We start from the raw sequence: 26,687 nt of genomic DNA on the forward strand, positions 1-26,687 counted from the left end.
GTCGCACAGCTTATGAATACTCAGATCAAGTTCATTAATCAGTCGATGAATAAAAGCTTGCCACACGTTTTTATTTTTGCTGAAAGTGGCATGCATGATTTTAATCCAATTACAGACGGTATTGCCTGGCGGGTGCTGAAAAATGTTGGCCAAGGCTCAATCGCTTCACTTATTTATGAGCCTTATTTTACTATCAGAGCTGGTTGGAATAATGGTGCTGACATGACCAAAATGCTAGTTGCTGAAATTGGTAAACAATACCAAATAATTGAAGATAATACTGGCGTGATCTTGGAAAAATCCGGTAATGCCGCTACAAAAGACATCATTGAGCTTGTGAATAACATTCAAGTTGATAGCGGGATTTCTGCTCAACTTTGTAATGGTGGCAGAGCCATCATAGGAAAAAAAATAGTTGGTTATCAGCAAAGTGCCATTTTTAAACCAAGTAATAAACTTTATTGGGGATTAGCATCAGAAATTAGCGAAAGTAAAGGACTTGGGTCTAAATCGGTAGTGCTAAATTCAAATCGTTTTTTTGAGCTGGATTTAAGCGGTGCAACAGAGGTCTTAGTCTCACTCAATGGTAATGCCAAAGATGGTTATCATTTTCAGGTTGAGCAGTACAGCTAAAAAGACATAACAGATATGAATGCTTTTGAAATTAATAGACTTAACCCAGTTGCGCTTAAGCGACTATTAAACATGGATGGAACTTGGTATTACTGCCAATTAAAAAATGGTAATACAAAAATCAGCAGTCGACAACATAAACTGCCTATTACTCAGCTCAATGCGATAAAAAAAAAGTAACCCAATTGGGCGGTGAAATTGTGTCGTCCAATATTAAGCAAACCTTAGATAAACCCAACCAAAGGAAACAAAGAATGAGTAACTCTATTGTGATCACTTCGAGCTATAAAATTGTTGATCAAGGAGCTTTTAAGGCTTCATTGACTGAACATTTAGGCTCAGATGCTAATTTACAAAAAAATATTAAAACCAAACTGGATAAAGTCGCTGAAGAAGCGGAACAAAATAAGCTGGAAGGCAGCACTACTGTATCTATAGATTCAATGATTAAGACCGTATCAAGTGATGCTCAAGATGCTATTCAACTGACTGTTACAGATAGCACATCAACACTTACTATGTCTGAGTCATTTAATATGACACTGGAAGTTGTAGTAACCGATACGTTAAAAACCGCAAACGGTGTTGATTCTAAAGTTTCTTATACTAAAAGCTTCCCATTAAATGAGCCATCAGTTTCTGGCGTTACAAGTGTGATAGCTGCGTTAAATTCATTCCCTGAAGGGAAACTTTTTGATAAAACCTTAACGTCTGTGGAAGTAAAATCAGACGGCACAGATGTTAGCAGTAAAGCGAGTTAGCTGCCGTTTGCTAACCAAACTCATGTAAATAACCCTCAACAAACCCAAGTAGGAAAATTATGCCTTCAAATATTGAAATTACTTATGTAAACAATTCTATGAACAAAGACTTACCTAAAATTTTTGTTTTCACTAAAAACGAAACACCTACCTTTGATGCGTTAAAAGAAGGTGTGGCCTGGCGAGTGATCCCAGATATTGGCCGCGCATCTTCCAGCACCTTTGTTTTTCCAATTGAAACCAGTGTTGGAGCGACTTGGCAAGAAGGACAAAATAAAACGCAAGTTCTACCATCGGTGATTGGTAAGCGTTACACCGTCGATAAAGATGATACTGGCGTAGTATTAGCTGCAAATGGTAATGCGTCAGACACTAAGTCAATTGATGTTAATAACAGTGTTAATGTACCTAATGGGATCAGTGCTCAGCTATATAAAGACGGCAAGTTGATGATGGAAAAAAGAATCGTCGGGTTTGGTCAAAAAGCAACGTTTGTACTTAAACCTAAGTTGTACTGGGGCGTCGCTTCGGAAATTGAAGAAAGTCAGTTATTAAATTCAGCGGTACTTAATACCGATAGCTTCTTTGAGCAGGATCTGGAAGGTGTCACTAAAGCAACCATTTCACTTAATGGTAATGCCGAAGACGGTTACAGCTTTAAAATCGAAAGTCAACAATAAACCCATTATGGCAAAAAAGCCATTTATAATATTAAAACCACTTACTCAATGAGAGATAAATTATGCCTTCAAATATTGAAATTACTTATGTAAACAAATCTATGAACAAAGACTTACCTAAAATTTTTGTTTTCACTAAAAACGAAACACCTACCTTTGATGCGTTAAAAGAAGGTGTGGCCTGGCGAGTGATCCCAGATATTGGCCGCGCATCTTCCAGCACCTTTGTTTTTCCAATTGAAACCAGTGTTGGAGCGACTTGGCAAGAAGGACAAAATAAAACGCAAGTTCTACCATCGGTGATTGGTAAGCGTTACACCGTCGATAAAGATGATACTGGCGTAGTATTAGCTGCAAATGGTAATGCGTCAGACACTAAGTCAATTGATGTTAATAACAGTGTTAATGTACCTAATGGGATCAGTGCTCAGCTATATAAAGACGGCAAGTTGATGATGGAAAAAAGAATCGTCGGGTTTGGTCAAAAAGCAACGTTTGTACTTAAACCTAAGTTGTACTGGGGCGTCGCTTCGGAAATTGAAGAAAGCCAGTTATTAAATTCAGCGGTACTTAATACCGATAGCTTCTTTGAGCAGGATCTGGAAGGTGTCACTAAAGCAACCATTTCACTTAATGGTAATGCCGAAGACGGCTTCAGCTTTAAAATTGAAAGTCAGCAATAAACTTTTAAGTAAAGAATTAACCCATCACTAAACAATCAAATTAATCACTTACTTCCCCAACGTTATTTTACGTTCATCTTTGTAACAATAGAGCTGCAATTAAATTGCCTATTATTAATAAGAAAGGGCTACTCATCGCTCAAATATAGGGAAGGTATATCTTAAATTTGGTTGGTTAATGGGAGTTGATAGTGGCCTTTTAATGTTGAAAGGCCTGCAAATAAAACTAATTAATAGGAAAAATAAATATGTCACTCATCATCCAAAATAATCTAACCGAGATAGTAAAGCTAAAAACTAATTCAAAGGATGGTACCGGAGCAGCTACTTTAGCTCCTAGTAAACAAGCTACGTTCAAGGATGTTCCGACAGAGATGACCATTAATAAAGTGTATTAATACACTTTATTGCCTTTTAACGCTCAGTTACAGGCATGAAGAAGGTCTGTAGCTTTAAGCCAACAACCCCGTAGCAAGCTGTGGGGAATTAAACCCATAGAGATTAAATAAAATAATATATTGGTAATGCCAAAAAAATAGAAAACATAACTGATACCGGTTACGGAGTTTTAAACTTCTGTCGCTGGTTTTTTACACCCAATCGTTATAGGCAAAAAAAATAGTCTATAAATAATAAATAGTTAAAAAGAGGTAGATAAAATGGAAACATTAAAACCTGGTGAGTCATTTACTTTTCAAAAGACTTCAGATGTAACAGTAGAACATTTAGATCCCGTTCCTCATAATAAGCTTGCTGCATTTGAATTATCTACAGAACATAGCACGCCACACATTATCACTAATTCGCCATGGGTGGGAGGAGTAAGTGCGAATACAACATTGACAAATACTTCATCACCCGGCGTACGAATCACGGTTATATACAAATCGAGATAAACAATTCAAAGAATCTGTATGTGTTGTGATTTTCTAATAATGCCGTAAGCGAGTTTAGGTTAATCTATAACAAAACCTAAAACCCATTAAGACGGGTTTTAGGTAACTTGTCAAAACAAGTGGGTAAGTAATTCGACCCATTTTCCCCTTATTTGAACAAACTAGTACAACTCAATTCATTACAGTCAAAGTAAAACATCTAACATGCTTACTTGACCTAATATACACCAAAGGATATTTATATGAATAATAATGCACTTATGGTTGGCTATCTACAAAGCTGGTCAAACATCTCTTTTACACAAGCTGCAGAGCAAGGTTATACCGCGATTGTGTTAGCGTTTGGTAAAATTAATGGCTTAGATATTGGTATTGCAGACGGCGCTTCTTCCGTGTTTAGTTCACCAGCCCAGCTGAAAGCAGACATAAAAAAAGCCAAATCAAAGGGGGCAAAGCAGGTATTGTTTTCAGCCGGTGGTGCAAACAATACCTATAATCCAAATAACCTTCCAACAGTCGTGCTTGCTCAGAATCTAGTTGAATACCTAACAGATTATGGTTTCACTGGCGTAGATTTTGATTTGGAAATTAATGGTGATGGTAAATATTTGGATGAGCTTTGTCAGGCCATAAAACAACTTGCTCCAACATTGCTTATTACAGCTGCTCCTCAGGTAAATCAACGCGTTCCAGGTTCTGATTTATACTTGGTTTCGACTGGTCATTGTCGTATGTACGATCAGGCAATAAATAATAATCGTTTTGATTATTTGTTTATTCAGGCATACAACAATCCATCCCCTGATATTGATGGCAGTAAAGAAACAAATGTGGACTTTATATCTAAAAGTTTTATTAACTTTAAAAAGTCTATTCCTACAGAGACTCTAATTGTGATTGGTGAGCCAGCTAATAGAGATGCGGCCGGAACAAGTATTTTTACTGTTCCTGATGTTCCTGCAAATATTTACCCGTTAATTAGCGATCAATACCAAGCTATTTACAAAGACCCACAGTTTGGTGGTGCTATGGTTTGGAGTATTAATTTAGATGCACAAACAAACTATCAGTTTGTTAAAGCGGTAAAAGATACTATCTGACCTTTTGCTGTATTTCACAAATCCTATGCTTTACCGTAGTGTATTATAAGTAGGAACACTCCTTGTACACATTGATAACACAGTAAAGAAAAACACACTTCTCTTTTTTGCGTTTTTTGGTGTGTAAAATCAAGATTTAAGATCTGTGAATATTTCAGCCTATTTAATGAAGCAGAGTGGCGGGAAAATACGCAAAATGTCACTTTTACTAATAAAATCATTCATTTTACCATGTTGGTAAAATGAATGATTTATAGTAAACGCAGCTTATTAACCATGTGTAACCTAGCTCTTTGTTATCTTTAAAAATATATTTCCCCAACTAACTTTCCATACATATCAAGGATAAACGCTATGCATTCCGTATTACATTATACAGTTCAACCAGGTGACACCCTTACACTGATCACAATTTCAATAAGAGCCAGTGCAGGTGTTGGAGTTAAAGACGTTATAGCAGTTAACCCTGAAGTTAACTTCGACCCTCTATCAGAAAACACTTTGCTCAAAATACCTTACTACTCAGCAGGCGGGCATTTTATATATCAAACTCGGATAGGCGATACTACGAAGTCAATTTGTGAGGGGTTAGCCAATACTGCAACACTTACGGTACTCGATTTAATTAACCACAACTACGCAATAAGCAAACATAAAAAAACGCTAGATCTAAGCAAGTTAAAGGTGAACCAAGTTTTATCTATTCCCTACACACCGCATTGAATACCTTAACGGTAGCGCCATAATATACTAATAAACTACATCTATATACTAAGAGGAAATACACGTTTTTATACGCTAGACGAATAAAAACTAACTTAAATAAATGCTTTGTTGAAGAGTTTATTACTTAAGTTATTGATGGCACTGCAACTGCTCAGCCTACGCCTTTGTAGCATTTTACATCCTTGGTTGCGACTTCTAGTTTTAACTGTTGTTTACTACCTAAAAAACTTGAGTATTGATACCTAAATCATTTTATTGATTCAAGCCATTGCGCTTCCTCTATATTCAATATAGAGAGCTGTTTTTTTACGTTGCTTTTTTATATCTTTGGGCCTATATAATGGCCGCACCAGTCTACTATTCAATGCAGTCCTTTACACTGATCGTTGATGCTACTTAACTTAATTGCTAATAGGTAAGTATCTGATATGAGACTAACAAAGTTTGGCTTTACTTTTTATTTTCTACTTTCTACTTTCTACTTTCTACTTTCTACTTTCTACTTTCTACTTTCTACTTTCTACTTTAAATTTTTACACAAGCAAAAATAGCATTGCCTGATCTTTCATCCCAAGCGGTTATTTTTTCATAATCATGCGCAAACACATGTATTTCAAAGTAAGGCTTTAGGGCTTCTTTTAACTCGGCAAAGCCCAAAGCAACCATCGGATGTTCATCGTGCCATACGAGAGTGTCGTCTGCTGTTACTTTTGTAATACTGAGCTTTAATGACTGTTTTTCGCCACTGCCACTGTAGCTCCATCCTGAGCGAAATGTGAATAAACTATTTTCGTTTTCAGCGGTATGCTCTACAGATGAATCACTATCTATTTTATTTTTGTCAACGACGTTAAAGCAAAATATACCGCCATCTTTTAATGCCTTGTGTGCACTAACAATACATTCTTTTAATTTATCAATACCATCACAGTAATGGATTGAATACAAAAAGCAGGTAATTAAATCCAATTGCTCAGTGACAACAAATTCACTCATGTTTTGCAGTGAGAATTGCGCTTCTGGGCAGCGAATTGTTGCTCTGTCTAGCATTGGTTGATTTATGTCGAGTCCACTACTTTGATAACCGTAGTTAATAAAATGACGAACATGCGGGCCCGTGCCGCACGCTAAATCAAGATGCGTATTTCCCTTATTACCAAAGATTTGGTGCAACCTATGAATAGAAGAGCTTTGGGCTTGATAATCTATATCTGCGCACATTAAGTCATAGTAATCGGAGAGATCTGTGTATAGCGCGTTTGCGGACATATAAGCCTAGTCGTTTGTAGTGTGTATATTGAGTCGCGCATAATAAACTAATTATCACGATTTACGAAGTGGATATATCATACTAATCTGTATAAATATTCGAACAATTTAACGAATTAAGTAGACCCTATATCTAAGCTAGTTGGTATAAGTAAAGTGGTTTGTTGGGTTTCGTTGTACCCAACTCAACCTACTCAGCTTTATTTTAACACCAGGCTAAAATTAAGGCTTACGGATGAAAACTTACAGCCCCGCTAACCCGGCGCAGCCGCTTAGCTTATTCCTAAATATTTGTGTACTTGCACTGATAAGCGCCAGTTTTTTTCAATACAAGTTTCAATCGCCAGTTTTGTAGCTGATACCTTTTGGCTAATTGGTTGCAGGTAAACAAGTTTAGGGCTTACGCCTGTTTTAGCGAATAACTCTTCAAGTTCTTCTACGTGCTTTTGCATCGCGATGGGGTGTTTTATTTCATCAGCGCGCTTCATTGCTGCACTGAGCACCTCGTAGCCGCCACGCATATTAATTTTAGGTGAAACAGTAACCCACGTTTGTGCTGGGGCTAAAATCTCAAATGTGCCGCTGGTTTCAATCTGTGTACTAAAGCCATTTTCATGCAGTAAATTACAGACAGGATTTAAGTCGTACATACATGGCTCGCCACCAGTGATCACCACATGCTTTGCACGATAGCCACGCGCTGCAAATAGCGCTAAAATTTGTTCTGCAGATGCATCTGCCCAGTGATCTGAATCGGCTTTTTTTTCAACGGTTTCATCCAGAGAGACTTTAAATACATTGTCTACTTCCCACGTTTGTTTAGTATCACACCAAGCACAGCCCACAGGGCAACCTTGCAAACGCAAAAAGATCGAAGGCGTGCCTGTAAAACTCGCTTCACCTTGGATTGTTTCGAATATTTCATTAATTTTGTACAAAAGACATCTCACTTACTGCTTGGCATTTATTACGAGCACAGTACCCTGATTTGAAAAATCAAAAACCACGGTCAAAAATTGTTATTTATGCCCCAGCCGTGTAGTATATCGCGCCCTGATATAAACCTCTATTAAAACTAAGAGCAAAACAGTTATGACGCAAAAAGTAGTTGTGATTTATTCCGGCGGTATGGACTCATTTACCGTATTAAATAAAGCCCTGCAGCAAGGCCACGATGTTTATGCCCTGTCATTTGACTATGGTCAGCGTCATGTAAAAGAGCTTAAAGTTGCTGCAAATGTGTGTGAAAAATTAAACGTTCCGCACAAAATCGTTGATATTTCAGCAATTAATCAATTAATTGGCGGCTCGTCGTTAACTGACGATATTGAAGTCCCTGAAGGTCACTACGAAGCTGAGAACATGAAAAGCACCATAGTGCCTAACCGCAACATGATTTTGCTATCACTGGCCGTAGGTTATGCTGTATCGCTAAAAGCGAGCCAAGTTTATTATGGCGCTCACTCTGGAGATCATGCTATTTACCCAGATTGCCGTCCTGAGTTTGTACAAAAGATGGATGATGTTTGCCGTATTGCTAACTACGATGCAGTGGAAATTTTCAGCCCATACTTGAACAACACTAAAATAGATATTCTAACCGATGGTATCAAAATGGGTTTAGATTATAGCCAAACATGGACCTGCTATAACGGTCGTGAAAAGGCTTGTGGTAAATGTGGTGCTTGCCAAGAACGTTTAGAAGCATTTACTCTGAATAACATGACAGATCCAATTGAGTACGAATAACTAAATATTAGCCCAAGCAAGATTTATAAATTTACGATGTTTGGGTATATAGAGGCTATTATTTTATTATATACCCAAGCCACCTCAAGATGCAGTTTCAGTTGGAGTTAAAAGCGATTCAGGCAAGGCATTGATTGCAAATAATGGTTGTTCCCTTGTTAAAATCAATAACGCAGTATAAATCGCTTTTAAACCAACCCGTTGGGCGTTTCACAGGCGCTTACTCTCATCGTTGTTACTTCTTAAAAGGGACTGCCATTATTGCAAAGTAACGCCTTGATATTAAACACCTGTGAAACGCTGAAGTCTGCATATTGAGGTGGTTTGGGTATAACAATAGCCTTTTTACTTAAAGCCAACGCCTTACCCGCGCTTTGTAGTCACTGTAGTCTTGCCCAAATAACCTTTGTAGTGCATGTTCCTCTGGAATTATTTGAAACACCGTCAAATAAAAAACAAACCCAAACACACACAAAATAGCCCATAAAGAACCCAACCAGACACCCCAGCCTGCGAGTATAAATGCAAAACCAACATACATAGGGTTACGAGTGTATTTATAAATACCCTTGCTTACTAAGCGTGTGGCTTGCTCTGGCTTACTTGGATTAACCGTAGTTTTTGCTAAACGAAAACTCACTACACCCGCAATACAAAATATGCTGCCAATGACTACTAACACTACAGCTAAATAAACAATAAAAGTAGTAAAATCAATCACGCTGTAATGTGCAATGATCGCCATTAGTACGGCAAAAAACAGTACAACAATAACGGGGGGAATTTTATTTTTTAGCATAATTATTTATTCACTTTCGCTGATAAGCATAGATAAGTACGATTCAATAAATATGGGGCCATTGTATAATTTAACACGTGCTATTTCGCCAAAACCAGATCGAAACAAAGCATATTTACAAATTAAGTTACAATTGTCAGCTTTATACTCGCAAATATAAGGTTATACTTTGTGCTAACAACGGTATTTTAAGGAAAGAAGTTATGTCTGGTACTACGATGATAGTGTTAATCGTATTTATATCTGTAGGTTCAGGTGTGATTTACGATATGTATAAAAAGCACCTTGAGTTTAAACACAAGATGCAAAATAACAACAGTGATTCAAACAAACAACTGAGCGCGGTAAACGCTGAAGTGCTTGCACTCAAAGAACGAGTACAAACGCTTGAAGCTATCGTGACTGATTCTAGCTTTGCGGTAAAACAAGAAATAAATAAGCTATAACACGTTAAATTGGTATAAGTGCGCATTTTCTGGCTGCTCAATCCCATGAGCAGCTAAAAAACCACTGATAGCTTGATTACATCCTTGGGGCGCTCTACCACTGTCAATTTCAAAATTAAGTTGATTTGCAGACTGCTTACCTAATGAACACAAATTTAGTGCATTATGAGAGCGCAGCACAACACTTAGCAGCCCTATTTGCTCAGCTACAACGTGCTGGCTAAAACGCGCAAATCCATTGTATTTAAAATGCTCGTTAACATAATCATTACTGATTTTAATTAACGCATTTATTAAGCCATGTAAAAAACCGTTTGCTGAGCTATCTGATGCCAAAAATACAACCGTCTTAGCATTAAACTCACCTAACTGACACTCATCGCACGTAAGTTGTACTGTGTATAAGTAGTTATCGCTATTGATAGCCTGTATTGCAATTAAACGTAACTGCTCACCTGCAAATATACATCGCGCGACAATGGCATCAATGTCATTAACTTGATCATTTTGATTACAAATCAATTCCGAATTTTGCGCCATTAAAGGCAAATCATGATGGTTATTAAATGGCGTACTTAAACCACTTTCGTGTGTTAACTGAAAAAGTTCACGTACTTCGTGCTCTCTTGCAACTTTTAAAGCCAGCAAAACAGTTTGAATCAGCTCTGACGTAGGCAAGTTTTCTTCAACATACCAACGCCTACCAAACAGCAGTTTTTTAGCTTTGTTGCCGCTTTGGTAATTATCAGGGCTAAGTATCGCAACTTGCAGATAAATTTGATTGTCTTTTTTGGCTGCTAGTACCCTAAAGTGAGCTGAAAACTCAATATTACTTAGTACTTCATTAACACTGTCGAGAGAGTGTTGATAACGTAAAAAGTGCTGCGGTACAACCCAATTTTTATTAGCAAGTTGTACCAACGGTGCATATGAAATTGGCTGCTCAAAGCTTTGTGGCCATTTAGTGTTATTTTTTGGATGTGAACCAATCTGTGTGTTTTTATCGAGCATAAATAAACCAAATATATTTGCGCAAGGCAGGCGTAAATTATATGTACTCTACGAGAGTAATATGACAAATAGATCACACAAGACCTGTTATTTTAGGTTTTTAATTCAACTAATTGTTGATAATCATTAAGCACGTTTTGAAAATATGCAGGGTCTTTATTTATCATACGTGTGTAATGCTTAATTAACTGGCAAAGATACATTCTATGAGCTGTGTTGTTTTCTTCCCACATAATTGTACCTGTTGAGCTAATAGGTTGTTCGCTTTCAAAACTAACGTGTAAAACTTCATAAAAACGTTTATTTTCTAATACTATTTGCTCTGTAACTAAGCCTAAGCCTAATTCATGCAGCCCTTTTCTCAAGCTATAAGTATGATGTACTGGGCATAAAATAAAGCTTAATTTTGATAAATCATGATTGGTGTTATTTATTATTATTTGCTGTACTAACTTAAGCAATAATTCCCCTCCCACACCAGCAATAATAACAAGTTGCTTTGCTGAAGGAGTTAGTTCAAGACTGCCAACGTCCTGACACTTTACCTGCCACTGTTTAGCTGTTTGCGCGCAGCTAAAACGAGTTAATGTTTTGCTCAAATCAGCCATTAATGCAGGCACAATATCAACAAAAATAATTTTATCCGCAAGATTGCGCTTTAAAATCGCCATACCTAAAAACCCATGATCACAGCAACAATCCCAAATGACATCGTAAGACTCTGTGATCAATGTGTTTATAGTATTAAGGCGGTTACTCAATTTCATTTATAGTGACGATTGCGACGTTTTATAGATCAACACTTTTAAGCTTCTATCACTGTCTACATCAACAAAACCTTGCGTAGGTGCTAAACGTTTAACAAACTCAATTGCACCTTGCGTATGCTCGCTAATGAGCATTTTAAACGACTCTTCGCTTAATTCTGGGCTGTTAGCGCATAACAATAGCTGCGTGTTGCTATTGAGTACCTCTGGCAAGCGACGCAATACTTTTTGATAATCTTTAGTGAGTATAAAGCTGCCTTTTTGAAAGCTGGGTGGATCAACAATAATTAAATCAAAAGGCCCTGCTTTTTTGAGCTTGCCAAACGATTTTAAAATATCGTGCGGTAAAAAACTTACACCGCGATCAAAGCCATTTAATTGGTGATTTTGTTTGCCAGTGCGTAGCACTCCTTTATTCATATCCATGTTTACAACACTATCTGCACCACCATGCATTGCCGCCACTGAAAACCCACACGTGTACGAAAATAAGTTAAGCACCTTAGCGTGTTTACTCTGCGCTTGCACAAACTCTCGACCACTGCGCATATCAGGGAAAATACCGGTATTTTGGCGGCTCATTAAGTCAACTAAAAAGGTCGCAGCGCCTTCTTTTACTGTATGCGGTTGTGGTAACTCGCCATATAACAAGCTGTTTTTTGTTTGTAGGCCTGCGCGCTGTTGAAACACCAGCGACGTAACGAGTTCTTTTGCGTGCGTTTGTGACCACTGCCATACAAGCTCGCTTAACTGCGATAATGTTTGCTCATCCACTTCTTCATACGATACTAAAAATAAACATGGCGGATAAAAATCAATATTTAAATGACTTAATTGCGGCGTAGTGTGCCCACGGCCATGAAAAACACGGCAAAGTTCATTGTTTGCCAAAGGCGCACCTTCGAGTGCTGTAATAAGGGGTGTAAAATTATGCATTTTTAATTAACTGTTGTTGTAGTTCATGGATTTCATCACGTACAGATGCGGCTTTTTCAAATTCTAAGTCACTGGCATAGGCATGCATTTTTGCATCAAGTTGCTTGATTTGCACTGCAATCTCTTTAGCGCTTAGCACTTGTTTACTTTCTTTACGGATCAGTTTTAAATTGTCTTTTGGACCCGCTTGTTCGCCGGTATCCATAATATCGGTGATTTTCTTAATTAACGCTTGTGGCTCAAGGCCATGCTTTACATTATAAGCATGTTGGATCTCACGGCGGCGCTGCGTTTCGTCAATCGCTTTAGCCATTGATTTAGTCACGCGATCGCCATATAAAATTGCACGACCATTAAGATGACGAGCGGCACGGCCAATCGTTTGAATAATTGCGCGTGCTGAACGTAAAAAGCCTTCTTTATCTGCATCAAGTATCGCAACAAGCGACACTTCTGGCATATCTAAACCTTCTCGAAGTAAGTTAATGCCCACTAACACATCAAATACACCGGCCCTAAAATCACGAATTATCTCAATCCGCTCAACAGTATCTATATCCGAATGCAAGTAACGCACTTTTACATCATGCTCAGCAAGGTAATCGGTTAAATCTTCTGACATACGTTTAGTCAACGTGGTTACTAATACCCGTTCATCAATCTCAACGCGCTTGTATATCTCCGACAGTAAATCATCAACTTGTGTAGCTACTGGACGCACTTCAATTTGTGGGTCAAGTAAGCCCGTTGGGCGAATAACTTGCTCAGCAATGTCATCACCGCAGCGTTCAAGCTCAAAATCACCAGGGGTTGCTGAGACATAAATAGTTTGCGGTGCAATTGCTTCAAATTCTTCAAAACGCAGTGGTCGGTTATCCATTGCTGATGGCATACGAAAACCATATTCTACGAGGTTTTCTTTACGACTACGGTCGCCTTTATACATGGCGCCTATTTGCGACACTGTAACGTGGGACTCATCGATGATCATCAATGCATCATCAGGTAAATAATCGAGTAAAGTTGGTGGTGGATCGCCCGGTGTACGTCCTGATAAATAGCGACTGTAGTTTTCTATGCCTGAGCAATAACCCAGCTCGGTCATCATTTCAATATCGTACTGAGTGCGTTGTGCAACTCGCTGCTCCTCGACTAACTTATTCGCACTGAGCAACTGCGCACGACGATCTTTTAATTCAGCCTTGATATGCTCAACCGCATCAAGAATTTTTTCTCTAGGTGTCACGTAGTGCGTTTTAGGATAGATAGTTGCACGGACAATGTGTTTCTCAACAGCGCCCGTTAATGGGTCAAAAATGCTCAAGCGTTCTATTTCATCATCAAACATTTCTACTCGTACTGCAAACGTGTCTGACTCCGCAGGAAAAATGTCCACAACTTCACCACGAACGCGGTAAGTACCACGACTAAAATCAATATCGTTACGTGTATATTGAATTTCAGCTAAGCGACGCAGCATATCGCGCTGATCAACTTTTTCGCCTACTTTTAATAACAGCATCATCTTCATATATGATTTAGGATCGCCCAAACCATAAATAGCTGATACCGATGCCACAATAATCGTATCCCGGCGCTCTAATAACGCTTTTGTTGCACTGAGCCGCATTTGTTCTATGTGTTCGTTAATTGATGCATCTTTTTCAATAAATGTGTCACTTGAAACTACATACGCCTCAGGCTGATAGTAATCATAATACGATACAAAATATTCAACTGCGTTATGAGGAAAAAACTCTTTCATCTCGCCATATAGCTGCGCTGCTAACGTTTTATTATGTGCCATGATGATCGTTGGACGATTCAAATCACTTATTATGTTAGCCATTGTAAACGTTTTACCCGTGCCCGTTGCGCCTAACAAAGTTTGATGAGCAAGGCCAGCTTCTAGCCCTTCACACAACTGAGCAATCGCGCTTGGTTGGTCGCCACTAGGGGTAAATTTTGATACCAATTGAAAATGGTCACTCATGCATGGCACTCCTTAATTGGTTGATTACTTATTGCATTAAGCTCTTTCATAAACCATTTATATGCCACTATACCGGTAAAAACATTACCAATAGCTGCACCAATTAATAGCCCCTTCAGACCTGCAAGCTCATTACCTAAATAAGCAAAAGGGATATAAAATATAAATAATCTAATCACACTTAAAAACAATGCATTCATTGGTTTATGCAACGCGTTGAATGACGAATTTGATAAAATAATAACACCTTGAAAACCATAACTCAGCGGCAAAATATATATAAATAATTGTATAACATCGATAACCACTTGCTCTTTACCGAACAATTGACTGATTACCCCCGCGCATGCAATCAATACTAAATAAATAATAAATTGCCAGATCATCACAAACTTTAAAGTTGTTGTATAAGCTTCTTTAACTCGTCCAAGTTTACCTGCTCCAAAGTTTTGGCTGATAAACGGCGGTAAAGTCATCGATAAAGCTAACACCACTAAACTAGCAATTGACTCAATCCGACTTCCGACCCCAAATGCCGCAACGGCCTCTGGCCCATGAAACGCCACAAGCATCGTCATGATCGCCATTGCAATAGGAGTAAGCATATTAGCGCCCGCTGCTGGTAATCCAATTTTTAAAATTTTACGAATTGAACTTATCGCAGTTTGTTTTTTTGCTTTTAAACTGAGAAGCCTTTTTTTTACGGCTAGTAAATATAAAATGATCACTACAGCCACAGACCACGCAATGACACTGGCTATTGCTGCGCCTTGAATACCTAGTGCGGGAATGGGTCCGAAACCAAAAATAAGCATTGGATCAAGCACCGCATTAATCAGCCCTGCCCCGCCCATTACAATACTGGGTGTTGTTGTATCACCACTGGCCCTCAACACTGAGTTACCAACCATTGGCGTAATTAAAAATACACTACCAATAAACCAAACACTCATATAATCATGGATAAACGGCAATACCTGTTCACTGGCACCTAATAAAGTAAATATTGGATTGATCAGCACATAACCCAGCAACGATAAACACAACACCATTACCACTGCAATTAACAATGCCATGCTGGCATCAAAACGTGCTTCTTCTAATTTATTACTCCCCAGCGCTTTAGCAATAACAGCTGATGTACCAATGCCAAGCCCGATCGCCAAACTAATGACGGTAAACGTAACCGGAAAGGTAAAACTCACCGCAGCTAAGGGTTCTGTTCCAAGTAAACTAATAAAAAATGTATCAACGATATTAAACATCATTAACGTGATCATGCCGAATATCATCGGGATCGTCATTTTTTTCAATGTTGGTAATATGGGGGTATTTAATAAATCGGGAGATGTTTTGGTCTGCAAGGTTGCACGCATGAGAATAAATAAGCCTCTTTTACTAAGCAGACTATTTTAAAGCATCATCGCTTTGCAAGCCACGCATTTATACACTGAATGTAAATTGAGTTAGAAAACCGCTGATAAAGTAAGGAAAACTTACTTTTTTACGCCCTTCATAAATAAATTTGTATTAAACCCCTATTAAAACAATAAAAATACATTTAGATAACTAAAATTACAAAAACGCTGCGTGAAACGCTGATTTTTTACACAATAATTTTGTATATCAAATCGTCACGAATAAATTTACTCATCAAAGGCGCTACTTTTACAATGCTTTATTAAATCACTGTTTTATAAGTATTAAAAAAAACTGATTTTAATGCTTGATATCCTTACAGAGCCCTAGAACAGTAGTCCCGCAGATGTTCTTAAAGTTTCATAAACAGAGTTATCCACAGAAACCGTGGATAACTCTCTCAAAGCCGCATTTATAAAGGCTTCTGAAGCAACCTCAAATACTACTCTATAACTTAGTTGGCAAATACTAACTTTAACAGAATTGACTTAAACAGCTCAAAAAACAAACTTAGCGTGTAAATACACTATCTTTGAGTCTCACTAAACCTCTTTTCTATACACTCCATATAAGCTAGTTAGCTGTTTTTAAATATAACTACCACAATAATTTGAAATGAAAGCATGCCACCGCGTTACTAACGTATTTTTATTAAGGCTCTCTTTATTTTACTTGTTCATCTATAAATACAGTTCGGAACAAATCAAGAAGTTAATATTTAATCAATAAAAAGTACTGAACACATTATTTTAATTCTCATAGAAAAAGACTGGTTTTATAAATTTGACTCCATTTAAGTATCCAAATAATCATTTACGTGATTATTCAATTATCGCGTTTGTTTAAATAACAGCCGCTTTTGTGGTTTTGCCTGTTTTTAAACCGCGGGTAACTAATCAATAAACAGGCAATCTCTGTCATAAAACCATCAGATCGAACATAAAAACATCGAATAGACTTCTTTTTTTAATTTATGACTTTTATGTGTTGACAGTTTGCGGCGCGGTCATTAATATTTCGCCCCGTTGAAAGGCATATACGCTTCCCCCTTAGCTCAGTTGGTTAGAGCGACGGACTGTTAATCCGCAGGTCCCCCGTTCGAGTCGGGGAGGGGGAGCCAAGTTTTTCAACCATAAACGATTCCCCCTTAGCTCAGTTGGTTAGAGCGACGGACTGTTAATCCGCAGGTCCCCCGTTCGAGTCGGGGAGGGGGAGCCAAGTTTATGTAATATGATTGTAGTTCCCCCTTAGCTCAGTTGGTTAGAGCGACGGACTGTTAATCCGCAGGTCCCCCGTTCGAGTCGGGGAGGGGGAGCCAAATCATATAAGTTATTGTAGTTCCCCCTTAGCTCAGTTGGTTAGAGCGACGGACTGTTAATCCGCAGGTCCCCCGTTCGAGTCGGGGAGGGGGAGCCAACTTAACTCGAACAAATCAAATAGACTTTCCTGTATAATTCCACTACCCTACATATATAAAATTAATACACTCTGTTAATCATACTAACAAGTATAAGAAATTTTGATTGATCAAGGATTTGACTCCTTCCCTTTTGGACGACTGAAAGACTAAGACATGGCTGGCTTTAAAAAACTTATATTTATACAATTGTTATCTTGGCTACTATTTGCAAGTGTTGGCGGTTATTTTATAGCTGCGGCCTTCGACGGTGCTGCAAGTAATGCCCAAAAAAAAGCACAACTCGTAGTTAGTAACTATATTAACTCTCATTCTATCTCTGAAATAAACCCAGAGAAAATTCAGCGCGCACTTGCTGATGGAAATACATTTTCTTCTTTTATATTGCGTGATTACGACGGTAAAGAAGTAATCAATATCCAATCCCCTATTCAACTACCCGCTTTTGCTAAGTTTGTTGAATCAAGATTTAATTCTATCCGGCCACAATTTGCCGTTAATAGCGCCGCTGACATCAAAGTAGAATTTACAATCAACGCTGTTAGCCTTGCTTCCCTGTTACAACAAGCCCTATTTATCGTTATTTTGATTTCAGGCATTGTAGCAATCATCCCTGTTATTTTTATGAAAGCGATGTTCAAACGCTTAAATAGAAATATCAGTATGACAGTAGCAGAAGTTATTGATGTTTATATTAATCAAAACCAAGTAGAAGCAGGTCTTGAAACAGCGATTGATAACAGTAAGATAAAACGACTGGGCGCAGATTTAATTCCGAGCTTTAATCGTTTATCTCACTTTTTACAAAGTAAACATGACGATATTGAAAATGCCGCTCATTCTATAAAACAAGAAGCATATAAAGATGTAGTAACTGAGCTGGGCAATCGTAATATGTTTGTAGAGTATTATGAAAAGAATATCGAAAGCAGTGAAAAGAGCACCTTTGGTTCGTTAGCCATGATACGTTGTAGTGAATTACAATCAATAAACCAAACACGCGGTTACCAAAGAGGTGATGAATACATCAAAGCTGTTGCTGATATTATCAAGCATATTAGTGGCACATACACTGACAGCAAAGTGTTTCGCTTAAATAGCTCTGATTTTGCGGTTGTTTTACCCAATGTCCCGCTTAAAGAATCGGAACGTTTTGGTGATAATTTACAATCACGCTTTACTCAATACCAACAAAACCAAGAACTAAGCTCGGTGGCAAACACAGGTATTGTTGGTTACGAGAAAGGTAAACCATTGGGAGAGTTACTCTCAATTGTAGATAATGCTATGAGCATGGCACAATCAAAACAAACAAATGCATGGCATGTACAGCGCGAAACTGATTTAGTAAATAATGTGAGTGCTGGTTTTGGTAATCAAAATTGGCGTAAAGTTATAAATGAAGTAATAGAAGCCGAACGTGTTCATTTAGTAATGCAGAATATAATGCCAATTGGTAAAAGTATTAAAGCCTATGCTGAAATACAAGTGCGTTTTAAAACCGCTGAAAACCAAGTTCTTCCTACGGCCTCATTTTTAGCGATGGCTGAAAAACTGGATATGGCGATTGAAATTGATCGTTTAATTATTGATACTTCTCTTGAAAAAATCAAAAGTCGTAATTTCTCTGAAAAATATTTTGGGCTCAACGTTACTGCATCCAGTGCCCATAATGATCAATTTGTTATTTGGTTAGAAAGGCGCTTACTTAAAGAGACGAATATTGCTTCAAAGCTGGTATTTGAAGTCAGTGAGTTTGGCTTACAACAAAATATTAAAGCCAGTAAACGCTTTATTGATATGATACATCGTGTTGGTGCGCGTATTACAGTTGAGCGGTTTGGTGTTGGTTTAACCTCATTTAAATTTTTCCGTGATTTGAAACCTGATTTTATCAAAATGGATGCAAGTTATACTCGCGGCCTTGAAGAAGATAAAAACAATCAGTATTTCATGCGTTTAATGGTAGATTTAGCACACCGAATTGGGGTTAGCGTTTTCGCTGAAGGTGTTGAAAGCCAAGAAGAAAAACACATTGTTGAAACTTTATGTTTAGATGGCGTACAAGGTTATTACATCGAAAAACCAAAAGATATATAGAAACACCTTAAAAGATTCAACGCTTAGTTATATAAAAAGGGCTCCAGCATATGCAGAGCCCTTTTTGCTATCTCAGGGTTAAGATCCCCCTCTGTAGCAAAATCGTATCTAACTTTTAACGCACTCGTTAGCTTAATCCAATAGCTATACCCAAGCCACCTCAAGATGCGAGTTTCAGTTGGAATTAAAAGCAATTTAGGCAAGGCATTGATTGCAAATAATGGTTGTTCCCTTGTTAAAATCATTCCCTTATAAAAGTAACGCAGTATAAATTGCTTTTAAGCCAACCCGTTGGGCGTTTCACAGGCGCTTACTCTCAGCGTTGTTACTTCTTAAAAGGGACTGCCATTGTTGCAAAGTAACGCCTTGATATTAAACACCTGTGAAACGCTGAAGTCTGCATCTTGAGGTGGCTTGGGTATATATTGCATTGGTTTTGTATATTTGCCTTCTACGTGTTGTTAAACAGCCAATAAAAAAGGATAATGTCGACGTTTATTATAGCTTGAGGCGAACATGACAGAATATGTCTTGCTGTTGATCGGCACTGTGTTGGTTAATAACTTTGTATTAGTACAGTTTTTAGGTTTATGCCCATTTATGGGGGTATCTGGCAAGCTAGATACCGCTATAGGCATGTCACTTGCAACCACTTTTGTATTAACTCTTGCCTCGGTAACAAGCTATTTAGTCAATCAATATATTTTGATCCCGCTTGATATTACCTTTTTGCGTACTATGAGCTTTATTTTAGTCATTGCTGTGGTCGTTCAATTTACTGAAATGGTCGTTAGAAAAACCAGCCCGACACTTTATCGCTTACTCGGTATATTTTTACCTTTGATCACCACCAACTGTGCAGTATTGGGTGTTGCCTTGCTAAACATCAAAGAAGATCACTCATTTTTACAATCAGCGGTATATGGCTTTGGTGCTGCCGTTGGCTTTTCTATGGTACTTGTTTTATTCGCAGCACTGCGTGAACGTTTGGCTGCTGCAGACGTACCTACCCCTTTTAAAGGCGCATCAATTGCCATGATCACAGCTGGTTTGATGTCTATGGCCTTTATGGGCTTTACAGGATTAGTGAAATTTTAACATGACCTTGTTTTATGCATTAATTGCGCTTGGTTCACTTGCGCTCATCTTTGGGTTGATATTAGGGTTTGCCGCTGTGCGCTTTCGTGTACAAAGTAACCCTATTGTAGAACAAATTGACACTATTTTACCGCAAACCCAGTGTGGTCAGTGTGGCTACCCGGGTTGCCGTCCTTATGCTGAAGCTATCGCCAACGGTGACGAGATTAATAAATGCCCTCCAGGTGGTGAGTCAACAGTAAAAAAACTAGCTGATTTAATGGGTGTTGAAGCCAAACCATTAGCTGGCGGCGAACAAGCTGAGCCGGTTAAAACTGTTGCCTATATTCGTGAGGATGAATGTATTGGTTGCACAAAGTGTATTCAAGCCTGCCCTGTAGATGCCATTGTTGGTGCTACACGCCAAATGCATACAGTGCTTATTGATGAATGTACTGGTTGCGACCTGTGTGTTGAACCCTGCCCTGTAGACTGTATTGATATGCTACCCATTGAGCAAACTAAGCAAAATTGGAAATGGCAGTTAAATACAATTGAAATCACGCAGGTAGATTAGGAAGCCACATGGAACAATTACTAAATCAAATAAAAAAAGGTAAAGTGTGGCCATTTCCAGGTGGGATCCACCCACCTGGGCAAAAAACACTGTCTAGCACACAGCCTATTACTCGCCTACCCCTGCCTGATAAACTTGTTGTGCCTCTTAAGCAACATATTGGTGCCAATGGACAGCTTATAGTTGAAAAAGGCCAACGCGTATTAAAAGGACAAGCGCTTACACAACCTATCGCTAATTGGTCAGTACCTGTTCATGCACCTACATCAGGCGTGATAGAAGATATTTGCCACGCCCCATCTGCGCACCCTTCTGCACTGCCAGAACTCAGTGTAATTATAATACCAGATGGCGAAGATACCTGGTGTGAGCTGCATGTAGCTTCCGATCCGAGTAAATTATCGCATGAACAACTTATAGATATCATTCATCAAAGTGGTATTGCTGGTATGGGGGGAGCTGGTTTTCCTACTTACATCAAAGCCGATAGCAGAAAGGCCATTGAATATTTAGTTGTCAATGCTGTTGAATGTGAACCTTATATAACCGCTGACGATCTACTTATGCAAGAACATGCACAAGGGATCATTAACGGAATTGAAGTGATGCAGCAATTACTCACTCCAACCCTTACTATTGTTGGCATCGAAGATAATAAACCCGATGCAATTGCAGCGATGAAAAAAGCCGCACAGCACGCTGATAACATCATCGTTCAGACTGTGCCGACTATTTATCCGTCAGGCGGCGAAAAACAGCTGATTAAGTTGCTCACAAACAAAGAAGTACCTAGCGGTGGGATCCCTGCTGATATTGGCGTGCTCGTACAAAATGTGGGTACTTTATTCGCGATTAATCAAGCCGTTTATGAAGGTAAGCCACTTATAGAACGCGTGATCACCGTAACAGGTAATACGATTCATAAGCCCGGCAATGTCTGGGCACTCTTGGGCACAGAGATAAAACACTTACTCGACTGCCAAGGTTTCTCACCTGTACCACAGCAACGTGTTGTAATGGGTGGCCCAATGATGGGGTTTACATTACCCACCGTGCGTATTGGTGTAGTCAAAACGACCAACTGTATTTTAGCCCCTGATCATAATGAACTTGCAGAGCCCGGCCCTGAAAAAGCCTGCATTCGCTGCAGCGCATGTGCAGATGCTTGCCCTGCCTCTTTATTGCCTCAACAATTGCAGTGGTTTGCTAAATCTCAAGAGTACGACAAGTTAAAAGAGCACAACTTATTTGACTGTATTGAATGTGGCGCATGCGCCTATGTTTGCCCAAGTGAGATCCCTCTTGTTCAATACTATCGCGTTGCAAAAGCTGAAATTAAAGAAAAACAAGAAGAGCAAATTAAAGCTGAACGCGCAAAAGTACGTTTTGAATTGCGTAATGCCCGATTAGAACGCGAACAAGAAGCCCGAAAAAACCGTCATAAGCGTAAACCTGCCACCGAAAAATCAGCCGATGAAAAACAAAAGATAGCCGATGCGTTAGCTCGCGTAAGTAATAAGCCCGCAAAAGACGATGAAAAATCGGCTGTTGCCGCTGCAATTGCTCGCGCTAAAGCAAAAAAACAAGGCGATCAGCTAGAGCCTGATAATAGCGAAGTAGCAAAAGAGCGTGCCGCACGTAAAGAGCAAGCGCGTCTTTATAAAGAACAAAAAGCCGCTGATACTAATGAGGCTACACATTCAGATGCCCCTGTTGATGACAAAAAGTCTGCTGTGGCTGCCGCCATTGCGCGCGCTAAAGCTAAAAAAGCCGCACAAGCTGATGCATCAACAACTACCGGGGATGCCCCTGTTGATGACAAAAAAGCGGCTGTAGCTGCCGCCATTGCGCGCGCTAAAGCTAAAAAAGCCGCACAAGCTGATGCATCAACAACCACCGAGGATGCTCCTGTTGATGATAAAAAAGCGGCTGTAGCTGCCGCCATTGCGCGCGCTAAAGCTAAAAAAGCCGCGCAAGCAGAGCAACTCGCTGCATCAGAGAATAATAATACTGAAGAAACGACAGTAGAAAAAACACCAGCGGATGACAAGAAAGCGGCCGTGGCCGCCGCCATTGCGCGTGCTAAAGCTAAAAAAGCAGCGCAAGCTGAGCAACTCGCTGCATCAGAAAAGGTAAATACTGAAGAAGCAACAGTAGAAAACACACCCGTTGATGACAAGAAAGCCGCAATAGCTACCGCCATTGCGCGTGCTAAAGCTAAAAAAGCTGAGCAACTCGCTGCATCAGAAAAGGTAAATACTGAAGAAGAAGAAACAGTAGAAAATACACCAGTGGATGATAAAAAAGCGGCAATAGCTGCTGCCATTGCACGTGCTAAAGCTAAAAAAGCCGCGAAGGAGCAAGCTGATGAGGCAAATCCTCAAACTGAGACAAGTGAAACATCCGCAACATTCGAGCAAAATATAGAAGCTCAAGCACCCGTAAAAGAAAAACCTGAATTAACAACAGCTCAAGAGAAGAAAAAAGCCGCTGTAGCTGCCGCCATTGCGCGTGCTAAAGCAAAAAAACTACTAAAAGAAGGAAGTGATAAGTCATGAAGCTAACTATGGCCAGCTCGCCCCATAGCCACAGCCATAAATCACTCAGCAGATTAATGCTCACGGTGATTTTAGCCTGCATTCCTGGACTTATTGCCCAACTGTATTTTTTTGGTACTGGTGTCTTAATTCAACTTATTTTAGCGTTAGTGACCGTCAGTGTGTGTGAAGCTATCATTATGCGTATTCGCAAGCGCGCTATTTGGCCTGCACTTAGTGATGGTAGTGCATGGTTAACTGGCGTGTTGTTAGCCCTAAGCATTCCGCCATTAGCCCCATGGTGGGTAATTGTAATAGGTTGCTTTTTCGCTATCGTTATTGTCAAACAGCTTTATGGTGGCCTTGGTTTTAATTTATTTAACCCCGCTATGGCTGCGTATGTGCTATTGCTTATCTCTTTCCCTGTGCAAATGACAAGCTGGCTCCCCGTTAACGAATTACTTGGTAAATCAATCGACTTAAGCCAACAGCTAGCACTGATTTTTAATGGTTTTACGAGCAGTGGTTTCAGCCTAGATCAGATGCGTGTTGGCGTTGATGGCGTAACAATGGCCACACCGCTTGATACGATAAAAACCGACGTAGCCCACGGATTAACCGTGTCAGAGAGTATGCAAAACCCACTATTCAACCAATGGACAGGCCTTGGTTGGGGATGGGTTAACCTTGGTTTCTTAGTCGGTGGTTTATACCTAATTAAAGCAAAAATAATTAATTGGCATATTCCTGTTGGTATAATTGCCATGCTTAGCGTATGCAGTGCGATAGGTTATATCGCATCCCCTGGCACCGAGCCTGGAGTGGTATTTCATTTATTTAGTGGCGCGACAATGATGGGGGCTTTTTTTATTGCAACTGATCCCGTATCGGCCGCCACAACAAATCGCGGGCGTTTAATTTACGGCGCATTTATTGGTTTATTGGTGTATTTAATTCGTACTTTTGGTGGTTTTCCTGATGCCATGGCGTTTGCCGTATTACTGCTTAATATGGCGGTACCATTAATTGATTACTACACCCAACCACGCACTTACGGACACGGGGTAAATAAATGATTTTATCGTCGATGGGAAAAAATGGCGCCATTTTAGCCTTGTTTGCACTGTTAACCACAGGTGCAGTCGCCACTATTTTTAGCTTAACCAAAGACAGCATTGCAGAGCAAGAGCGCAAACAGCTCTCTTCACAACTGCAAGAAGTGCTTGATGCCCACTTATATGATAATGCCCTCTACGAAGATTGTGCACTAATCGAGAATGATTTACTCAGCGCACGTGACTCGCAAACCGTGTATCGCGCGCGTAAAAATGGCCAAAACATTGCACTCGTTATGCGCCACGTTACGCCTAAGGGCTATAGCGGAAATATACATTTATTAACCGCGGTATTTGCCAATGGTGAAATCGCAGGCGTGCGTGTAACAAAGCATGAAGAAACGCCCGGTTTAGGGGATAAAATAGAACTTAGAAAATCACCGTGGATCACCGTTTTCAAAGACCAAACAGTGTTAAGCACAGACGATAACCGTTGGGCCGTAAAAAAAGACGGTGGTAACTTCGACCAGTTTACAGGCGCTACCATCACCCCTCGCGCCGTTGTAGGTTCAGTGAAAGACGCAGTGCTATTCGCTCAACAACACTTTGATGACGTTTTTGCGGCAGAAAACGCATGCTTGGCAGGTCAACTATGAGTCAAACAAATAACCCGTTAAAAGAACTAATCAACGAAGGCATGTGGAAAAACAACCCTGCTCTCGTTCAACTTCTCGGTTTATGCCCATTACTGGCAGTCACCTCCACAATTACCAATGCGCTAGGGCTTGGCTTAGCCACATTACTGGTACTTGTGGGCTCAAACGTTACTATTTCAGCCGTGAGAAATTGGGTACCAAAAGATATTCGTATCCCTGTTTTTGTGATGATCATTGCTGCATTTGTAACGATTATTCAATTATTAATGAACGCATACACATTTGGTTTGTATCAGTCATTGGGGATCTTCATCCCATTGATTGTCACTAACTGCGCCATTATTGGCCGCGCTGAAGCGTATGCCTCTAAAAATCCTGTGCATTTATCAGCGTTTGACGGCCTAATGATGGGCTTAGGGTTTATGGTTGTGCTAGTTGTTTTAGGCGCCATGCGTGAATTAATCGGCCAAGGCACTCTATTTGATGGTGCTGATTTATTACTTGGCCCATGGGCATCCGTTTTACGTATTGAAATTTTTAGTTTTGATAACCAATTTTTGTTAGCTATTTTACCACCCGGCGCATTTTTAGGCTTAGGTTTACTGATCGCCGCTAAAAATGTGATTGACGCACAAATAAAATCAAAGCAAGTTGCTCCACCAGAGCCAGAAAAAGGGCCGCGAGCAAGGGTCACCAGTTTAACTTAAGGGGAAGCGCATTATTTTATAATGCGTTTAAGTTGCATGAATAAAGAAAAACGTCACCAAATACTCACGCGCCTGCGCGACGATAACCCACATCCAGAAACCGAGCTTGAATATTCAAGCCCGTTTGAGCTACTTGTTGCAGTAACGCTATCAGCGCAAGCAACCGATGTGGGCGTAAATAAAGCCACACGTAAGCTGTTTCCGGTGGCCAATACACCACAAGCTATTTTAGATTTAGGTCACGATACACTGCGTGATTACATTAAAACTATCGGTTTATTTAATTCAAAAGCCGCCAACGTTTATAAAATGTGTGAAATTCTCGTCAATCAACATAATAGTATTGTGCCTGAAAATCGCGAAGCCCTAGAAGCCCTACCCGGCGTTGGCCGTAAAACTGCGAATGTAGTGCTCAACACCGCCTTCGGCTGGCCCGTAATAGCGGTAGACACACATATTTTTCGTGTTTCAAACCGTACTAAACTCGCCATGGGTAAAGATGTAGTAGCCGTTGAGCAAAAGCTTGAAAAGGTAGTCCCAAAAGAATTTAAAGTAGACGTGCACCATTGGCTCATACTGCACGGACGTTATACCTGTGTAGCGCGTAAGCCTAAATGTGGCAGCTGTATTATTGAAGACTTGTGTGAGTTTAAAGATAAAACAGAGTAAATTAGTGACTGCTTTGAGCGATCA

General features: G+C 39.5%; 26 protein-coding genes and 4 tRNA genes. 22 read left to right on the plus strand and 8 right to left on the minus strand.

Annotated elements, in window-relative coordinates; all coding sequences use genetic code 11:
• The first annotated feature begins 12 nt into the window (after positions 1–12).
• The 8 genes from HH219_RS13990 to HH219_RS14025 all read left to right on the plus strand — a co-directional run bounded on the left by HH219_RS13990 (position 13) and on the right by HH219_RS14025 (position 5,476).
• A complete protein-coding gene (locus tag HH219_RS13990) occupies positions 13–633 on the plus strand; it encodes a hypothetical protein (protein WP_169327817.1) in 621 nt (206 codons plus the stop codon).
• Between the two features lie 254 nt (positions 634–887).
• A complete protein-coding gene (locus tag HH219_RS13995) occupies positions 888–1,394 on the plus strand; it encodes a hypothetical protein (protein ID WP_169327818.1) in 507 nt (168 codons plus the stop codon).
• A gap of 59 nt (positions 1,395–1,453) precedes the next feature.
• Positions 1,454–2,074 carry a hypothetical protein gene (locus tag HH219_RS14000; protein ID WP_169327819.1) on the plus strand — a complete coding sequence of 207 codons (621 nt, stop codon included), beginning with the start codon at positions 1,454–1,456 and terminating at the stop codon, positions 2,072–2,074.
• A gap of 62 nt (positions 2,075–2,136) precedes the next feature.
• Positions 2,137–2,757: a hypothetical protein gene (locus tag HH219_RS14005; RefSeq protein ID WP_054205729.1), complete on the plus strand. Its 621-nt coding sequence runs from the start codon at positions 2,137–2,139 to the stop codon at positions 2,755–2,757.
• A 248-nt stretch (positions 2,758–3,005) separates the two neighbouring features.
• Entirely contained in the window at positions 3,006–3,155 is a 150-nt protein-coding gene (locus HH219_RS14010) for a hypothetical protein (protein ID WP_169327820.1), read from the plus strand.
• A gap of 261 nt (positions 3,156–3,416) precedes the next feature.
• Positions 3,417–3,653, plus strand: a complete 237-nt coding sequence (locus tag HH219_RS14015) for a hypothetical protein (RefSeq protein ID WP_169327821.1) — start codon at positions 3,417–3,419, stop codon at positions 3,651–3,653.
• 242 nt (positions 3,654–3,895) lie between these two features.
• Positions 3,896–4,753 carry a glycosyl hydrolase family 18 protein gene (locus HH219_RS14020; RefSeq protein WP_169327822.1) on the plus strand — a complete coding sequence of 286 codons (858 nt, stop codon included), beginning with the start codon at positions 3,896–3,898 and terminating at the stop codon, positions 4,751–4,753.
• A 354-nt stretch (positions 4,754–5,107) separates the two neighbouring features.
• The gene (locus tag HH219_RS14025; protein ID WP_169327823.1) at positions 5,108–5,476 is read left to right on the plus strand and encodes a LysM domain-containing protein; all 369 of its coding nucleotides are present in this window, start codon (positions 5,108–5,110) and stop codon (positions 5,474–5,476) included.
• Between the two features lie 528 nt (positions 5,477–6,004).
• Here the strand turns inward: HH219_RS14025 and HH219_RS14030 are convergent.
• Positions 6,005–6,748, minus strand: a complete 744-nt coding sequence (locus HH219_RS14030) for a class I SAM-dependent methyltransferase (protein WP_169327824.1) — start codon at positions 6,746–6,748, stop codon at positions 6,005–6,007.
• A 272-nt stretch (positions 6,749–7,020) separates the two neighbouring features.
• The gene (gene queE / locus HH219_RS14035) at positions 7,021–7,686 is read right to left on the minus strand and encodes a 7-carboxy-7-deazaguanine synthase QueE (protein WP_169327825.1); all 666 of its coding nucleotides are present in this window, start codon (positions 7,684–7,686) and stop codon (positions 7,021–7,023) included.
• A 130-nt stretch (positions 7,687–7,816) separates the two neighbouring features.
• Here queE and queC point away from each other — a divergent pair, with 130 nt between their 5' ends.
• Positions 7,817–8,497: a 7-cyano-7-deazaguanine synthase QueC gene (gene queC, locus HH219_RS14040; protein WP_269432724.1), complete on the plus strand. Its 681-nt coding sequence runs from the start codon at positions 7,817–7,819 to the stop codon at positions 8,495–8,497.
• A 349-nt stretch (positions 8,498–8,846) separates the two neighbouring features.
• Here the strand turns inward: queC and HH219_RS14045 are convergent, their stop codons facing one another.
• Positions 8,847–9,296 carry an isoprenylcysteine carboxylmethyltransferase family protein gene (locus tag HH219_RS14045; protein ID WP_054205720.1) on the minus strand — a complete coding sequence of 150 codons (450 nt, stop codon included), beginning with the start codon at positions 9,294–9,296 and terminating at the stop codon, positions 8,847–8,849.
• A gap of 203 nt (positions 9,297–9,499) precedes the next feature.
• Here HH219_RS14045 and HH219_RS14050 point away from each other — a divergent pair, with 203 nt between their 5' ends.
• Entirely contained in the window at positions 9,500–9,742 is a 243-nt protein-coding gene (locus HH219_RS14050) for a hypothetical protein (protein WP_054205719.1), read from the plus strand.
• Here the strand turns inward: HH219_RS14050 and HH219_RS14055 are convergent.
• From HH219_RS14055 to HH219_RS14075, 5 genes are all read right to left on the minus strand, one after another.
• On the minus strand, positions 9,737–10,753 hold the full coding sequence (locus HH219_RS14055; protein ID WP_169327826.1) for a hypothetical protein: 1,017 nt from the start codon (positions 10,751–10,753) through the stop codon (positions 9,737–9,739). The genes HH219_RS14050 and HH219_RS14055 overlap by 6 nt on opposite strands.
• Positions 10,754–10,845: 92 nt before the next feature.
• The gene (locus HH219_RS14060; protein ID WP_169327827.1) at positions 10,846–11,520 is read right to left on the minus strand and encodes a tRNA (adenine(22)-N(1))-methyltransferase TrmK; all 675 of its coding nucleotides are present in this window, start codon (positions 11,518–11,520) and stop codon (positions 10,846–10,848) included.
• Positions 11,521–12,456 carry a class I SAM-dependent methyltransferase gene (locus HH219_RS14065; RefSeq protein WP_169327828.1) on the minus strand — a complete coding sequence of 312 codons (936 nt, stop codon included), beginning with the start codon at positions 12,454–12,456 and terminating at the stop codon, positions 11,521–11,523.
• The gene (gene uvrB / locus HH219_RS14070; RefSeq protein ID WP_054205715.1) at positions 12,449–14,449 is read right to left on the minus strand and encodes an excinuclease ABC subunit UvrB; all 2,001 of its coding nucleotides are present in this window, start codon (positions 14,447–14,449) and stop codon (positions 12,449–12,451) included. The genes HH219_RS14065 and uvrB overlap by 8 nt, the downstream gene beginning before the upstream one ends.
• Complete coding sequence (locus HH219_RS14075; protein ID WP_169327829.1) at positions 14,446–15,825, minus strand: MATE family efflux transporter; 1,380 nt, start codon at positions 15,823–15,825, stop codon at positions 14,446–14,448. The genes uvrB and HH219_RS14075 overlap by 4 nt, the downstream gene beginning before the upstream one ends.
• 1,086 nt (positions 15,826–16,911) lie before the next feature.
• Between HH219_RS14075 and HH219_RS14080 the strand changes: the two genes are divergently transcribed.
• From HH219_RS14080 to nth, 12 genes are all read left to right on the plus strand, one after another.
• Positions 16,912–16,988 (plus strand) — tRNA-Asn (locus tag HH219_RS14080).
• 21 nt (positions 16,989–17,009) lie between these two features.
• A tRNA-Asn gene (locus tag HH219_RS14085) sits at positions 17,010–17,086 on the plus strand.
• Positions 17,087–17,109: 23 nt separating this feature from the next.
• Positions 17,110–17,186: transfer RNA gene (locus HH219_RS14090), tRNA-Asn, on the plus strand.
• Positions 17,187–17,207: 21 nt separating this feature from the next.
• Positions 17,208–17,284, plus strand: a tRNA-Asn gene (locus HH219_RS14095).
• Positions 17,285–17,441: 157 nt separating this feature from the next.
• The gene (locus HH219_RS14100; protein WP_054205713.1) at positions 17,442–19,385 is read left to right on the plus strand and encodes a GGDEF domain-containing protein; all 1,944 of its coding nucleotides are present in this window, start codon (positions 17,442–17,444) and stop codon (positions 19,383–19,385) included.
• A gap of 516 nt (positions 19,386–19,901) precedes the next feature.
• The gene (gene rsxA, locus HH219_RS14105) at positions 19,902–20,483 is read left to right on the plus strand and encodes an electron transport complex subunit RsxA (RefSeq protein ID WP_054205712.1); all 582 of its coding nucleotides are present in this window, start codon (positions 19,902–19,904) and stop codon (positions 20,481–20,483) included.
• Between the two features lies 1 nt (position 20,484).
• Positions 20,485–21,039: an electron transport complex subunit RsxB gene (gene rsxB, locus HH219_RS14110; RefSeq protein ID WP_054205711.1), complete on the plus strand. Its 555-nt coding sequence runs from the start codon at positions 20,485–20,487 to the stop codon at positions 21,037–21,039.
• Positions 21,040–21,047: 8 nt separating this feature from the next.
• Positions 21,048–23,597: an electron transport complex subunit RsxC gene (gene rsxC / locus HH219_RS14115; protein ID WP_169327830.1), complete on the plus strand. Its 2,550-nt coding sequence runs from the start codon at positions 21,048–21,050 to the stop codon at positions 23,595–23,597.
• The gene (gene rsxD / locus HH219_RS14120) at positions 23,594–24,652 is read left to right on the plus strand and encodes an electron transport complex subunit RsxD (RefSeq protein ID WP_054455009.1); all 1,059 of its coding nucleotides are present in this window, start codon (positions 23,594–23,596) and stop codon (positions 24,650–24,652) included. Before rsxC ends, rsxD begins: the two co-directional genes overlap by 4 nt.
• Positions 24,649–25,287 carry an electron transport complex subunit RsxG gene (gene rsxG / locus HH219_RS14125; RefSeq protein ID WP_169327831.1) on the plus strand — a complete coding sequence of 213 codons (639 nt, stop codon included), beginning with the start codon at positions 24,649–24,651 and terminating at the stop codon, positions 25,285–25,287. The genes rsxD and rsxG overlap by 4 nt, the downstream gene beginning before the upstream one ends.
• Positions 25,284–25,994 carry an electron transport complex subunit E gene (locus HH219_RS14130; protein ID WP_054455005.1) on the plus strand — a complete coding sequence of 237 codons (711 nt, stop codon included), beginning with the start codon at positions 25,284–25,286 and terminating at the stop codon, positions 25,992–25,994. Before rsxG ends, HH219_RS14130 begins: the two co-directional genes overlap by 4 nt.
• 36 nt (positions 25,995–26,030) lie before the next feature.
• A complete protein-coding gene (gene nth, locus HH219_RS14135; protein WP_169327832.1) occupies positions 26,031–26,663 on the plus strand; it encodes an endonuclease III in 633 nt (210 codons plus the stop codon).
• The last annotated feature ends 24 nt before the right edge of the window (positions 26,664–26,687 follow it).

The organism is Pseudoalteromonas sp. NEC-BIFX-2020_015, from assembly GCF_012952265.1.
Classification (GTDB): Bacteria; Pseudomonadota; Gammaproteobacteria; order Enterobacterales; family Alteromonadaceae; genus Pseudoalteromonas; species Pseudoalteromonas neustonica.

Coding starts and splice junctions, on each gene's coding strand:
- HH219_RS13990 (WP_169327817.1), top strand. CDS start 13: ATGAATACTCAGATCAAGTTCATTAATCAGTCGATGAATAAAAGCTTG.
- HH219_RS13995 (WP_169327818.1), top strand. CDS start 888: ATGAGTAACTCTATTGTGATCACTTCGAGCTATAAAATTGTTGATCAA.
- HH219_RS14000 (WP_169327819.1), top strand. CDS start 1,454: ATGCCTTCAAATATTGAAATTACTTATGTAAACAATTCTATGAACAAA.
- HH219_RS14005 (WP_054205729.1), top strand. CDS start 2,137: ATGCCTTCAAATATTGAAATTACTTATGTAAACAAATCTATGAACAAA.
- HH219_RS14010 (WP_169327820.1), top strand. CDS start 3,006: ATGTCACTCATCATCCAAAATAATCTAACCGAGATAGTAAAGCTAAAA.
- HH219_RS14015 (WP_169327821.1), top strand. CDS start 3,417: ATGGAAACATTAAAACCTGGTGAGTCATTTACTTTTCAAAAGACTTCA.
- HH219_RS14020 (WP_169327822.1), top strand. CDS start 3,896: ATGAATAATAATGCACTTATGGTTGGCTATCTACAAAGCTGGTCAAAC.
- HH219_RS14025 (WP_169327823.1), top strand. CDS start 5,108: ATGCATTCCGTATTACATTATACAGTTCAACCAGGTGACACCCTTACA.
- HH219_RS14030 (WP_169327824.1), bottom strand. CDS start 6,748: ATGTCCGCAAACGCGCTATACACAGATCTCTCCGATTACTATGACTTA.
- HH219_RS14045 (WP_054205720.1), bottom strand. CDS start 9,296: ATGCTAAAAAATAAAATTCCCCCCGTTATTGTTGTACTGTTTTTTGCC.
- HH219_RS14050 (WP_054205719.1), top strand. CDS start 9,500: ATGTCTGGTACTACGATGATAGTGTTAATCGTATTTATATCTGTAGGT.
- HH219_RS14055 (WP_169327826.1), bottom strand. CDS start 10,753: ATGCTCGATAAAAACACACAGATTGGTTCACATCCAAAAAATAACACT.
- HH219_RS14060 (WP_169327827.1), bottom strand. CDS start 11,520: ATGAAATTGAGTAACCGCCTTAATACTATAAACACATTGATCACAGAG.
- HH219_RS14065 (WP_169327828.1), bottom strand. CDS start 12,456: ATGCATAATTTTACACCCCTTATTACAGCACTCGAAGGTGCGCCTTTG.
- uvrB (WP_054205715.1), bottom strand. CDS start 14,449: ATGAGTGACCATTTTCAATTGGTATCAAAATTTACCCCTAGTGGCGAC.
- HH219_RS14075 (WP_169327829.1), bottom strand. CDS start 15,825: ATGCGTGCAACCTTGCAGACCAAAACATCTCCCGATTTATTAAATACC.
- HH219_RS14100 (WP_054205713.1), top strand. CDS start 17,442: ATGGCTGGCTTTAAAAAACTTATATTTATACAATTGTTATCTTGGCTA.
- rsxA (WP_054205712.1), top strand. CDS start 19,902: ATGACAGAATATGTCTTGCTGTTGATCGGCACTGTGTTGGTTAATAAC.
- rsxB (WP_054205711.1), top strand. CDS start 20,485: ATGACCTTGTTTTATGCATTAATTGCGCTTGGTTCACTTGCGCTCATC.
- rsxC (WP_169327830.1), top strand. CDS start 21,048: ATGGAACAATTACTAAATCAAATAAAAAAAGGTAAAGTGTGGCCATTT.
- rsxD (WP_054455009.1), top strand. CDS start 23,594: ATGAAGCTAACTATGGCCAGCTCGCCCCATAGCCACAGCCATAAATCA.
- rsxG (WP_169327831.1), top strand. CDS start 24,649: ATGATTTTATCGTCGATGGGAAAAAATGGCGCCATTTTAGCCTTGTTT.
- HH219_RS14130 (WP_054455005.1), top strand. CDS start 25,284: ATGAGTCAAACAAATAACCCGTTAAAAGAACTAATCAACGAAGGCATG.
- nth (WP_169327832.1), top strand. CDS start 26,031: ATGAATAAAGAAAAACGTCACCAAATACTCACGCGCCTGCGCGACGAT.